We start from the raw sequence: 12,468 nt of genomic DNA, 5'->3' as shown, positions 1-12,468 counted from the left end.
GCATCCGTGGGGGCACGTTCACCAGCTATGACGGCCAGGTGAGCAGGACCGGCACCGCCCTGGGCGGCCTCGTGCGGGCCGGGTTCGACCGCGACCAGCACGTTGCCGTTCGCACCGATCTGGATCAACGAGATGGTGAGCCGCAAGTCCTGGCGGACCGTTCCGCGAGGCCGCCTACTCGGGTCGGACCGCCTGAGCGCGCGGGTACTTGCGGCCGGGCAGCGGCGCGGACGACCCGGTGAACGACACCGGCGTGCCCGCGAGCAGCAACGTCAGCCCGGCCGGCAGTTCGTCGCGCGAGACGAACCACGAGCCGCCGCGCGTGTCGGTGATGAACCCGTGCGCCTGCCCGGTCTTCCAGCTCGCCACGATGCCCTTCCTGCGCCCGCGCGGTGCTCCGACCGGGGACGCCACGGCCTGTGACGACCGCACGAACGCACGCCGCAGCGGGTAGTCGGCCTGGTCACCGGGGGCGAACAGCGCGTCGAAACCGGGGGTGAACGGTGTCGCGGCCCGCAGCGGCGCGGCGGTGCGCGGCGTCCAGGCGGGCGGTGCCTGCACGGTCCTGATGTCCACGACCGGCACGACCACGTGCACGCCCCGGGCCGTCAGCCTCGCGGCGAGCGGGGAGAAGTCCGAGTCGCCGGTCAGCAGCACGACCCACTGCAACGGCACCGTCGTCGCCCGGTCCCACGCCTCCAGGGCGAGCTGGACGTCGACGCCCTTCTCCTTGCCGTTGTGCAGCGGCAGGTCGTGGCGCGTGATGCCGGCGGCCGCCAGTGCCCGGTCGAACGACTCGGCGGGTGTCTCGATGCGACCGCGGACGTAGTGGGCCTCGGCGACCACGCACTCGTCGAGCGGGCGACCCGTCTCGGTGTGGACGAACCAGCGCAGCGCGTCGTGCAGGCCGTCGAGCGCGATCCGCGCGCCTCTCGGGTGTGCCGTGGCGTAGAAATCGCTGAGGTAGGCGAACCACGTGCCGTCGTAGAACACTCCGATCCGGACGGTCTCACCCACCGGATGAGGTTACTACTTCCCCTCGAACGCCGAATGGCCCGGCGCCGCGGGTAACTCCAGCAGCCGGCCCGCGACGTCCAGGAACTCGCCACCGCACTGCCACAGGGCCCGGTCGGGATCGACGAGGAACGGGTCGGAGAGGTCCGAATCGCTCTCGCGGACGCGGTAGGCCAGAGCCTCGGTCTCCGACAACGCGAGCACCGTCTCGTTGGTGCCGCGCCACACCCGCCGGAACATCACAGCGTCGACGCACGTGAAGCGGTCCTGCACGACACTCCTCCGGAACCCGCGCCGCAGCAACAACTTCATGCATTCCTCGACGCTGTCCACAACGCCCGATTCTGGCCGGGCGCAGTGGCCGTCCTCACCGTCCATCACTCGATAGGGTCAAACGTTTCAGGCACGTGCACAACACGGGACTCCCCCTTTCGTGCACACAACCACACCGGAACGGGCTATCGCCCCGGGCCGCCGCATGCGGAAGCCTCTGGCGGTGGTCGACATCCCCGCCCCGAACCCCGCAGCCCCGTTGTACGACCGTGCCGCGACGCAGATCCCGCGAATCGCCGAGAAGGTCCTCGACGCGTTCTTCGCCAGATCCGCCACCTACCGGCAGCTGCCGCACCAGCTGGTGGACCGCGAGATCACCGAGGCGGTGACCCGGCACCTGCACGTCTTCCTGCGGGCGTTGCGCGAACAGCGCCCGCCCGCGCCGGAAGAGCTGGACATGCAGATCGCCACGGCGGTGCGCCGCGCCCAGCAGGGCGTTCCGCTCGACGTCGTGCTGAGCACGTACCACGTCGCCGCGACCGTCGGCTGGGAGGCGATGGCCGCCGTCGCCGAACCGGACGAGATCCCGGACCTGCTCGCGACCGTGCCCGCGCTGCTGCGGTACCTGAGCTTCGCCGTGCCGTCGGTGGCCGGCTCCTACCTGGCCGAACAGCAGGCGTTGCACGCGGAACGGCGCGAGGCGGGACGTGCGCTGGTCGCCGCGCTGCTGACCGGCAGGGAGGCCGAGCCGCTCGCGGAACGGATCGGCCTGGAGCTGTCCGGTCACCACGTCGTGGTCGCCGTGCGCGTCGAAGCACCGCCGTTGGCCGAGGGTGCCGACGCGAGGCTCGCCGTCCATGGGCTCGTACGACGCTTACGCGCCGAGTTGCCGAAGCACGCCCTCTCGGCGTTGGACCACGACGGCGGAACGGTCCTGCTGCCCACCACCCCCGACGCCATTGACGCGGACGTGGAGGAGGCCCTGGCCCTCGTCCGCACCCTGCACACCGCCGCCGGCACCGGCCTGACCGGCGGGGTCGCCGTAGCGGAACGCCGCGAGGACGTCCCCGCGGCCGCCCGGCAGGCCGCCGACATCGCCGAACTGGCCGAACGCCTCGGACGCCCGCCCGGCGCGTACGTCCTCGACGACGTGCTGCTCGAGTACCAGCTCTGCCGTCCCGGCCCCGGCCGCAAACGCTTGGCACGGGTGATGGACAGGCTGGCGGAACACCCCGACCTGCTGCACACGCTCCGGACGTTCATCAACAGCGACCACAACCGCCACCGCACGGCCGAGGAGCTGCACCTGCACCGCAACACGCTCAACTACCGCCTGCGCCGCGTCGCCGAGCTCACCGGCTACAACCCCGCCGACCCCACCGACGTCCGGCTGCTCTCGGCGTCGTTGATCGTCCACGACCTGGGTTCCTGAACGCCGGGGAGGCGAGCGCCCGGCAGCGCTCGCCTCCGGCGTTCACGTCCGGGTCAGTCGCCGTGCGGGTTCTGCACCGAGACGTGGACGTGGTCGTAGTGACCGGCGGTGACACCGGTGCCCGCGGTGTAGTTGCGCCAGCCCTCGGACGCGCGGGCGACGCTCCAGATCTTGCCCTGCCAGATCACGTACCGGACGTCGAGCTTGCCCGCGTGCTTCTGCAGCCAGTAGGCGAGCTTCCAGCCCTGCGCCTTCTGCGCGGCCGTCGGGTAGGTGCCGATCGCGTTCGAAATGGTGCAGTCGAGCGCGTTGCCCGTGTTGTGGTTGCTCGTCGACGACTCGTAGCTGCGGTAGTCGCCCACCCAGCACTGCTTCTCGCCGGTCTTCGAGGCGATCTGGTCGTCGATGAACTGCGTGCGCTTGGTCGCCTGCGGCGCCCGCGCCGTCGCCTCCGGGTGCGGGTTCGTCTCCGGAGCGGGGTAGGTGCCCGGAGCCGGGTCCGGGTCGCCACCGGCGTCACCGAAGCGGTGCGAGGCGTTCTCGTTCTTGAGCTCCGCCTTCAGGTTCCCCTTGGCGCCCGCCGCGAACGTCTGCTTCGCGCCACCGTAGTTGCTGTTGTAGAAGACGGTGACGGCCTTGTTGGTCTTGTTCCAGACCGACGCGGCGTTGTTCTTGACGCAGACGCCCTTGCCGTTGCCCGCGCCCTTGAACTCGTAGCAGCTGGGCTGCGAGTCCCCGTAGTCGGCGACCGAACCGGTGAAGTCGGACACCGAGCCGGCCTGGTCGCTGTTGTAGTACAGGCAGAACTCGCCCGAGTCGCAGGACCCGTCGCGGTCCGCCGCGTTGGCGACACCCGCCCCGAAGGACGTGCTGACCAGCGCCCCCATCAACGTCACGAACGTGAGTTTCTTCAGCACTGTTGACCTGTTTCCGGTTCACGGTCCCGGCGCGACGGGCGCTGGTCCGCGCCCGGCCGCCCCCGATCGACATCGCCGGGACCCCGTCTGTGCAGGGGAAGCTTCGTTGCGGTCGAAGAGTCCCGAGCAGCGCTGACATTCCACTGACACGCGCGGCCACCGATCTGTCAGTGCGCCGAGGTCATTCGCAGGCCATGCCGTCGCCGTCCAACCGTCCACAGCAGACCGAAAGCGGCCTCCGCGCTGTCCTCGGTCAGCAGCGCTCCTGACTCGGTGGTGGTGCCGCGGGACCGGTCGGGCCCCGCGGCACCCGGATTCACCGCTGGTTGGCGTCGGCCGGCGACACCCGCTGTCGCACGGGTACCTCGGCTGACATGACCACCAGGGCTGCGGTGATCAGGACCAGGTTCTTGACCACGAACTCACCGGTCATGGTCAACAGCAGTGGATTCCCCGTCTGGAACGCGACGGCCGGTTGCACGAGCAGCGTCAAGAACGTGCCGAGCAGGTGAAGTGCCACCAGCAGCGCCACCCAGCGCAACCGACGACCCACCACCAGGGCTGTCCCCAGCACCACCTCGACTGCCCCCAGGCCGAGCACGACCACACCTCCGTCGAGCCAGGGGACGGTCCGGGCGACCAACTCGGCCACCGGCGTCGTGCCGGTCACCTTGAGGGCGCCGAACCACATGAACACCAAGCCGAGCGACCCTCTGAGGAGGGCAATGCTCAACGGCCGCAACGCATTCGCACGCGCATCCAGACGGGACGAAATCTCGGTCATCCACATCACATCCTTCGCGAGCGGGTCCTCGCTGACCCACGTCGGGAGTTCCATCCCCTCGCGGTCCACATCGACCGAAGGAGACTGGGAGCGCTCCCAGAAACTTTAACGTTAAGGACACGCGGTGTGAAGAGTCCATTCCGCTCTGCTACACCAGCAGCCGTTCGAGGCAGCCGATCGCGAGCACACCGGGTGAACAGCGCAAACGCACGCTCCTGGAGCGGGCGTTGCCCACGCCGGTCGACAGGAATCCTCGGCGCGACCGGGACTATCACGCAGTATCCGCAGGTTGAGCGGCACCTCGTTCCACAACTTCGGTGTCATCGCGATCGCAGCGCGACCAGTTCAGCACGGGCCGTCGTCGGACGTAGAGCACGAGAACACCGGCCTCGCGAGGCCCGAAGGGCCTCACCCGCAGCACCCGATCCGCTTCACGCCCCCGGTCCACATGGCCGCTTTACCGCCACTTTCCCGCCACGTGACCCGAATGGCGGATGCAGACCGGGTAGCCCGACCCGACACTGACTTCGCTCTGGGAGCGCTCCCAGAATTGGGCGGAGGCCCCGCGAGAGTTCACGTCGATCAACGAAGATTTGGCGGTACACATGCTTCGCTTCTTTGAAGACGTCCCCGACCGGCACCGCCGGGCACCAGGAACCGCGGCGAAGGCCGGCCCGGCCCGCAGCAAGGTCGCCGCCTGGCGGGCGTTCGCCGTCCTCGGCGCCTGCCTGACCCTGCTGACGACGATGCTCGTCACCTTCGGCGCGGGCGATGCCTCCGCGCACGGCGCGGTCAGCGACCCACCATCGCGCCACTACGGCTGCTACAACCGCTGGCCCAACGGCCCATCACAGCAGATGGCCACCGAAGACCCCATGTGCTACCAGGCGTGGCAGGCCGACCCGTCCGCGATGTACAACTGGAACGGCCTGTTCCGCGAAGGCGTCGCCGGCAACCACCAGGGAGCCATCCCCGACGGGCAGCTGTGCAGCGGCGGACTGACCTTCAACGGCCGCTACGCCGCGATGGACAAGCCCGGCGCGTGGGTCGCCCCGAACCGGCCCAGCCGGTTCACCCTCAACCTCAACGACACCTCCTCGCATGGCGCCGACTACATCCGCGTCTACGCCACCAAGCAGGGCTTCAACCCCAAGACCCAGGCCCTCAAGTGGAGCGACCTGGAGCTCGTCGGCCAGACCGGCAGGATCCCCACCGGCACCCGGACGCCCGTCGAGATCAACGCGCCCGGCCGCACCGGCCACCACGTCCTGTACACGGTGTGGCAGGCCAGCCACCTCGACCAGAGCTACTACGCGTGCAGCGACGTCAACTTCACCGACGGTGGCACCACGACCAGCACGACCACGACCACCACCACGACCGGCAACCCCTCCGCGGGCTGCTCGGCCACCTTCCAGGTGATCTCGCAGTGGTCCGGCGGCTTCCAGGCCGAGGCACGCGTGACCGCCGGCGCGACGGCGATCTCCGGCTGGCAGGTGGACTGGACGTTCGCCAACGGCGAGCGCATCAACTCCTCGTGGAACGCGGCCTTGACCACGAGCGGGTCCACGGTCACCGCCCGCAACGCCGCTCACAACGGCATCGTGGGCGCGGGCGCCTCCACCACCTTCGGTTTCGTCGCCTCCGGAACCGCGGGTACCCCGACCCCCACCTGCACCGCGTCCTGACTCAGTGCCGGTCCGCCCGCTGCCTCGGCGGCGGGCGGACCGGCACGCCTCAGCCAGCCTCGCGGCTGGAGTGCCGAGACTTTTGACCATCCCGTCTGCGCCGGCAGCTCAGTCCGCACGATCACTCTGCCATCGACCTCATCACCATCCTGCGCAGCATCTTGTGCAGGAGGACAACGAGTTCGTGTTCACCGCCGAAAGCGGAACCTGGTTGTGGCGCACCACCTTCGTCCGCCGAACACTCGGACCCGCGGTCGAACTCCGACTCCTCAACGACTTCCATGGCCGCTGGCACGAAGCCGGCCTGAACGTCCGAGCGCACCGCCGCACCAGAGCCCACGTCTCCGGACCGCTTGTGGCGCAACCAAACCCGCTGCTCGATCATGAGCCACCCTGAACAGCAAGAAACCCGCCTGACCAGCGAATTCGCCAGATCAGACGGGTTCTACCCACAAGTGGAGCTGAGGGGACTCGAACCCCTGACCCTCACACTGCCAGTGTGATGCGCTACCAGCTGCGCCACAGCCCCTTGAAGGTCCACGTTCCCGCCGGGTTTCCCCGTCGTTCTCGTGTGGCAATACCGTACATCACCCGCGCCACAGGATAAAAATCGGGGGTCCCCCAACCGCATACGGCCTGGTAGGACCGGGTGCCACCCACCACGGCCCCGCCGCCCCCAAGATCAGCCCAAGACCGCCAAACGCACCGAGAGCTGCGCGAACAGGCCACGCAGCCGCCACCCGAGCCCGAACGAACCGGGAACACCCGATCCAGGAAAAACGGAGTGACGCGCAGCACAACGACCAAGTCCACAGAGGACGAAAGACCGGCCCGAGGCGAACCTCGGGCCGGTCGTTGCGACAGCTGGACTCACTTGGTCAGGTCGGCGAGCCAGTTCTTGTTGTCCAGGTCGACGAGCTTGCCGCCGGAAGCCACGCTCGGCGTGCCGCGGAACCTGCCGGTCTCGGCGTCGCGCAGGGCGGGGTCGTTGCTGGTCTTGGACATCAGCTCGTCGAGCTGCGCCTTGTAGGTCTGGTTCTGCACGCAGGACTCGAAGGAGGGGGAGGTGACGCCGACCTCTTTGCCCAGCTTGATGAGCTGGTCCTTGGTGTAGCCGGCCTCGCCCTCCTCGGGCTGGGTGTGGAACAGCGCCGCGTGGAAGGCGTTGAACTTGCCGTCGTCGGCCACGCACAGGGCGGCGTTGGCGGAGTCGGTCGAGTAGCCCTCGGGGGACGAGAGGCGGTTCAGCATCGGCAGGACGTGGTAGCGGATCTTGACCTTGCCGTCCTCGACTGCCTTCTTGATGTCGGTGCCGTAGGTCTTCTCGAACGTGCCGCAGATCGGGCACAGGAAGTCCTCGTACACGTCGACCGTCACGGTGGCCGTGTCCTTGCCCACGAGCACGGTGCCGCCCTCGCGGACCGCCGGGGCCGAGATCGTGTGGTCCGCCGGGGCGAGGGGGACGGCGTCGGTGGCCGACTTGGACGGCCTCGACTGCTGGAACACGACGTAGCCGATGACCGCGAGGGCCAGGACCGCCACGACGGCGACGCCGGCGATCACCTTCGTCCGGTCGGAACCGCCGCTCTTGCCTCGCGCCTGGGCGACCGCGAGCGCGGCCTGCTTCTTCTTCCGCGCACTGCGCTCTGCTCCACCCACGGCGACGAGGGTAGCGACACAAACTAAAAGAAAGCTGAGCGGACGCTCACGCTTCCGGGTGACGTGGTTTGCCGCCGACCCGTTCTCCCGTGGGGATCTCGGCGCTTTCGTCGAGGCAGCCGCATTCGGGTGCGACGGCGGTGGCCGTGTGCTCTTCCTCGTGCGTGGGCAGGGTCTCGGGGGCCACGAGCCAGAAGACGACGGACAGCAGCAGTGCGGCGCCGGTGATGGCGAACGACGCCCCGAAGCCGAACGAGTCGGCTAGCAGGCCCGCGCACATCGGGCCGATGATCGCGCCCAGGTCGGTCACCATCTGGAAGCCCGCGAGGACGGGGCCTCCCTTGCCTCGCGGGCCGATGACGTCGGCCACGACGGCGTTCTGCGGCGGGTTCAGCAGGCCGGCGCCCATGCCCGCGACGAGCGAGGCGGCCATGAACGTCCACAGGTCGCCGGTGAAGCCCATCCAGACCGTGGCGGCACCGCTGACCAGCAGGCCGATGACGGCGACGGGCTTGCGGCCGCGGGTGTCGGCGATCCGGCCGGACAGGAACAGCATCGCCGCGTTGCCGCCGGCGAACACCGACATGGAGATGCCGGCGACGGCCGGGCTGTGCTTCAGGGCCTCGATGACGAACACCGGCACCAGCGAGATGCGGACGCCGAACACCGCCCAGCCGTTCGCGAACCCGGACGCCAGGGCGGCGCGGTAGGCGCCGTGCCGGACGGCCTCGCGCACGGTCATGGGGATGTCGGTGTTGGTCCTGTCGATCTCCACCAGCGTCGAGCGGCGGAGGAAGAACCACACCACGAACGCCGCGAGGCACAGCAACAGGCCGTACGACACGAACGGCACCCACAGGCCGAACGGCACCAGTCCGGCGCCGACGATCGGGCCCGCGACGTTGCCGACCAGGAAGCCCGCCGCCCACATGCCGGAGGCCCGGCCACGCATCGGCGCCGGGGTGATCCGGATCAGCAGGCCCAGCGCGGCCACGGTGAACATGGTCGACCCGACCCCGGCCAGCGCGCGCCACGACAGCATCTCGGCGTAGCTCGACGAGAACCCGCACATCGCGGTGCCCAGAGCCACGATCAGGATGCCGGCGATGTAGATCTTCGGTTCGCCGAACCGGTTGACCAGCTTGCCGCTCATCGGCGCGAACGCCAGCCGGACGAACGCAAAAGCACTGATCAGGGCCGCCACCGCCGTGTGACCCACACCGAACGATGACGCATACACCGGCAGAACGGGTGCCACGATCCCGAACCCCACGGCGATGATGAAACTCGCCGCGACCAGAACCCACACCTCGACCGGCAACCGCTCGCGCACACAGCCTCCCTTAGCCCTGCTAAGGATATGTCACGCGGCAACTAACAAATTCAATCGAGCAGCTCATCCACCCTGCGTACATAAGCAGTCACGGGATACGCCGCAACGAACCCGCACGCCTCGGCGAACTTCTCCCCCGGCCCCTCGTCCACCTGCGACGCGACGAGCGCCGCCCCGGCCGAGCGCAGGGTCGCGACGGCGGACACCACGAGCGAGCGCCCCACACCCCGGCGACGCCGCGCCGGGCGCACCACGCACTGCTCGACCAGGCCCACACCGCGTTCGGCGAACCCCCACACGAACCCGCCGATCCGGTCGCCGTCGTCCACGACCAGCACCGGGCACCGCGGGTCGTCCAGCCGGTGCCCGAGCCACCGCGACAGGCGGTCGCGGTGGCCGACGAGCTCGTCGGACAGCAGCTCGACGATGCCGGGCACGTCGGCGTCGACGGCCCTCCTGACCTCGGCGGACACCGAGGCGGACCCGCGGTGGACCACGGTCTGCAGCTCCTCGACGGCGTACCAGCCGGAGTCGTCCGCGATCCCCTCGATCTCGTCGACGGTCGTCGGCGACGCGTAGACCACGGCCTCGGCGCGGCCCACGTCGGCGAAGGTCTGCTCCAGCTGCAGCAGGGTGGACGCGACCTCGACCGACGACCCGTCGAGGGCGCAGCCGAAGTTGCCGGACGGCAGCGGGTTCTCGCGGTTGATCACCACGGCCGCGCAGCCGACCCGTCCGACCTTGCCGTAGCGGACGGCTCCGGACGCGAGCCGCGCCCCTTCGACCAGGATCGCGAGCGACCGCGACTGGTACGGGTCGAGCAGCTCCGGGTCGTCCGGATCGCGCAACGGGTCAACCAACTCGACGGCCCTTCCGTGAGGCATCCGGACGCACCGCGCGGTCCGAGGGGAACACCCCAATCGTCGCCCACGGCAGCGGAGCTGGCACACCGGAGCCCCGCCTCCTGTGAGATCGGGCGCGCACGTCACGCCCGCCGGCACCGACGACAGGACCCCGGACACCGGTCATCCCCATGAGCCCACCCTGACACACTCGACGACGTGCACCTGCCCGATCTCCCGGTGAAGTCCGTCCTGCCCGACCTGCTCCAGGCCCTCTCCGACCACGGCGCCGCGGTGCTCGTCGCACCCCCGGGCACCGGCAAGACGACGCTCATCCCGCTGGCCCTCGGGGGAAGGGTCGTCGTCGCCGAACCGCGCCGGATCGCCGCTCGCGCCGCCGCCGCGCGCATGGCGAGCCTGCTCGGCGAACAGGTCGGCCAGACCGTCGGCTACTCGGTCAGGGGCGACCGCAAGGTCGGGAAGAACACCCGCATCGAGGTCGTGACCAGCGGTCTTCTCGTCCGCAGGCTCCAGCACGACCAGGAACTCGCGGGCGTCGGCACGGTGCTGCTCGACGAGTGCCACGAGCGCCACCTCGACGCCGACCTGCTGCTCACGCTCCTGCTGGACGCCAAGGCGGCCCTGCGTCCCGACCTGAGGATTCTCGCGACGAGTGCGACCGTTGCGGCGCAGCGGCTCTCAGACCTGCTCGGCGGTCCCGTGCTGCACAGCGAGTCGCGCATGTACCCGACGGAGATCACGTACGTCCCGCCGGCGCGGGGCGAGCACATCGAGAACACCGTCGCGAGGGCGATCGGCAAAGCTCTGTCCGAAGTGGACGGAGATGTGCTCGCGTTCCTGCCCGGTGTCCGGGAGATCAACCGGACCAGGAGCCTCCTGAGCGCCGAGACGGTCGTCCTGCACGGCCAGCTCAACGCCCAGACGCAGGACGCCGCCCTGCGGCCAGGCGGGCACCAGCGGGTCGTGCTCGCCACGAGCATCGCCGAGTCGAGCCTCACCGTCCCCGGTGTCCGCGCGGTCGTGGACGCGGGCCTGGCCAGGGTCCCGCGCGTGGACCACCGCAGGGGCCTGGCGGGCCTCAGCACGATCCGCGTCTCCCAGGCCGTCGCCGAGCAGCGCGCCGGCCGTGCGGGACGGGAGGCTCCCGGCCGGGTCTACCGCTGCTGGCCGGAGCACGAGCACTCCACGCTCCCGCGCTACCCCGAGCCCGAGATCCGCACCGCGGACCTGACGCGGCTCGCCCTCGAGCTCGCGGTGTGGGGCTCCCCGGACGGCACCGGCCTGAACTGGTGGGACGCCCCGCCGGAGGGTGCGCTCAAGGCCGCGCAGGAGACCCTCGACGCCATCGGAGCGCTCGACCCGGGCCGCCGCGACCGCATCGCGGGCGTCGGCCTGCACCCCCGCCTCGGCCGGGCCCTGATCGACGGCAGCGCGCTCGTGGGCAACCGGACCGCCGCCGAGGTCGTGGCACTGCTCGACGACAGCACGCACCCCAGCACGACCGACCTCGCGACCGCGCTGAAGTCGCCCGGCAGGTGGCGCCAGGAGGCGAAGAAGCTGGAGAAGCTCGGCACCAACCCCGCGGGCAACGGCGACGCCGCGCTCGTCGTGGCCCTCGCCTACCCGGAACGGCTGGCGAAGCGCAGGTCGAAGAACAGCAACGTCTACCTGATGGCCAACGGCACGGCCGTGGAGCACAGCGACTCGCACAACAAGTGGCTGGCGATCGCGATCGCCGACCGCGAGCCGGGCAGCAAGCACGGCCGCGTGCGCCTCGCCGCCCCGGCCGACGAGGAGCTCGCCGTCACCGCCGCCCAGGCCCTCGTGCACACGGTCGACGACATCCGGTGGACCGGTGACGTCGTCGCGAACGAGGTGCGCAAGCTCGGCGCGATCACCCTCGACGAACGCCCGTTGAACGACCTCGCCAAGTCCCAGCAGGCGCTGCGCCTCGGCCTCGAGACCGAGGGCCTGGGTTTGCTCAAGTGGACCGACGCGGCCCACCGCCTGCGCGAGCGCATGGCGTTCCTGCACCGCACGCGCGACTGGCCGAGCGTCGACGACGAGCACCTGATCCGCGCGATCGACCTCGGCAAGGCCAGGAAGCGGTCGGACCTGGCCAAGATCGACCCGGTCGCGCTGCTGCGGAGCCTGCTGCCGTGGCCGGAGGCGGCGGAGTTCGACAAGCTCGCCCCGGAGCGCATCGGCCAGGGCAAGGTCGACTACACGCAGGACCAGCCCGTCCTCTCCGTCCGCATCCAGGACGCCATGAAGTGGGCGGACACGCCGCTCATCGCCGGGGTCCCCGTCGTGGTGCACCTGCTGTCCCCCGCGGGCCGCCCCACGGCCGTGACCAGCGACCTCCGGTCGTTCTGGCGCAACGGCTACCTGCGGGTGCGCAGCGAGCTCAAGGGCCGCTACCCCAAGCACCACTGGCCGGAGAAGCCCTACGACCGGAGCAAACGAACCGATTCCTCCTGATGGGCGTCAACCGCCTGTGGCGCG

General features: G+C 70.1%; 11 protein-coding genes and 1 tRNA gene. 3 read left to right on the top strand and 9 right to left on the bottom strand.

Features of this window, described 5'->3' with window-relative positions:
* Positions 1-174 precede the first annotated feature (174 nt).
* Both L6E10_RS22860 and L6E10_RS22855 read right to left on the bottom strand, forming a co-directional pair.
* Entirely contained in the window at positions 175-1,017 is an 843-nt protein-coding gene (locus L6E10_RS22860; protein WP_236221575.1) for an NYN domain-containing protein, read from the bottom strand.
* A gap of 12 nt (positions 1,018-1,029) precedes the next feature.
* Positions 1,030-1,326: a hypothetical protein gene (locus tag L6E10_RS22855; RefSeq protein ID WP_236221574.1), complete on the bottom strand. Its 297-nt coding sequence runs from the start codon at positions 1,324-1,326 to the stop codon at positions 1,030-1,032.
* Between the two features lie 166 nt (positions 1,327-1,492).
* On the opposite strand from L6E10_RS22855, the gene L6E10_RS22850 reads away from it, so the two are divergent.
* Positions 1,493-2,719, top strand: a complete 1,227-nt coding sequence (locus tag L6E10_RS22850) for a CdaR family transcriptional regulator (RefSeq protein WP_236221573.1) — start codon at positions 1,493-1,495, stop codon at positions 2,717-2,719.
* Positions 2,720-2,772: 53 nt separating this feature from the next.
* On the opposite strand, the gene L6E10_RS22845 is transcribed toward L6E10_RS22850, so the two are convergent.
* Both L6E10_RS22845 and L6E10_RS22840 read right to left on the bottom strand, forming a co-directional pair.
* Positions 2,773-3,636, bottom strand: a complete 864-nt coding sequence (locus L6E10_RS22845; protein ID WP_236221572.1) for a peptidase inhibitor family I36 protein — start codon at positions 3,634-3,636, stop codon at positions 2,773-2,775.
* 316 nt (positions 3,637-3,952) lie between these two features.
* Positions 3,953-4,474, bottom strand: coding sequence for a DoxX family membrane protein (locus L6E10_RS22840; RefSeq protein WP_236221571.1), 522 nt, complete (start codon positions 4,472-4,474; stop codon positions 3,953-3,955).
* 551 nt (positions 4,475-5,025) lie between these two features.
* Here L6E10_RS22840 and L6E10_RS40910 point away from each other — a divergent pair.
* Complete coding sequence (locus tag L6E10_RS40910) at positions 5,026-6,108, top strand: lytic polysaccharide monooxygenase (RefSeq protein WP_308102853.1); 1,083 nt, start codon at positions 5,026-5,028, stop codon at positions 6,106-6,108.
* Positions 6,109-6,229: 121 nt separating this feature from the next.
* On the opposite strand, the gene L6E10_RS22825 is transcribed toward L6E10_RS40910, so the two are convergent.
* The 5 genes from L6E10_RS22825 to L6E10_RS22805 form a co-directional block, all read right to left on the bottom strand.
* Positions 6,230-6,493, bottom strand: coding sequence for a hypothetical protein (locus tag L6E10_RS22825; protein ID WP_236221570.1), 264 nt, complete (start codon positions 6,491-6,493; stop codon positions 6,230-6,232).
* A 71-nt stretch (positions 6,494-6,564) separates the two neighbouring features.
* A tRNA-Ala gene (locus L6E10_RS22820) sits at positions 6,565-6,637 on the bottom strand.
* 341 nt (positions 6,638-6,978) lie between these two features.
* A complete protein-coding gene (locus L6E10_RS22815; RefSeq protein ID WP_236221569.1) occupies positions 6,979-7,767 on the bottom strand; it encodes a thioredoxin domain-containing protein in 789 nt (262 codons plus the stop codon).
* Positions 7,768-7,813: 46 nt separating this feature from the next.
* Positions 7,814-9,100: an MFS transporter gene (locus L6E10_RS22810; RefSeq protein WP_236221568.1), complete on the bottom strand. Its 1,287-nt coding sequence runs from the start codon at positions 9,098-9,100 to the stop codon at positions 7,814-7,816.
* A 50-nt stretch (positions 9,101-9,150) separates the two neighbouring features.
* On the bottom strand, positions 9,151-9,984 hold the full coding sequence (locus L6E10_RS22805; protein WP_236221567.1) for a GNAT family N-acetyltransferase: 834 nt from the start codon (positions 9,982-9,984) through the stop codon (positions 9,151-9,153).
* Positions 9,985-10,161: 177 nt separating this feature from the next.
* On the opposite strand from L6E10_RS22805, the gene hrpB reads away from it, so the two are divergent.
* A complete protein-coding gene (gene hrpB / locus L6E10_RS22800; RefSeq protein ID WP_236221566.1) occupies positions 10,162-12,444 on the top strand; it encodes an ATP-dependent helicase HrpB in 2,283 nt (760 codons plus the stop codon).
* The last annotated feature ends 24 nt before the right edge of the window (positions 12,445-12,468 follow it).

It is taken from the genome of Lentzea sp. CC55 (assembly GCF_021056325.1).
GTDB lineage: Bacteria > Actinomycetota > Actinomycetes > Mycobacteriales > Pseudonocardiaceae > Lentzea > Lentzea jiangxiensis.
This window is presented reverse-complemented; position numbering and strand designations above follow the sequence as displayed.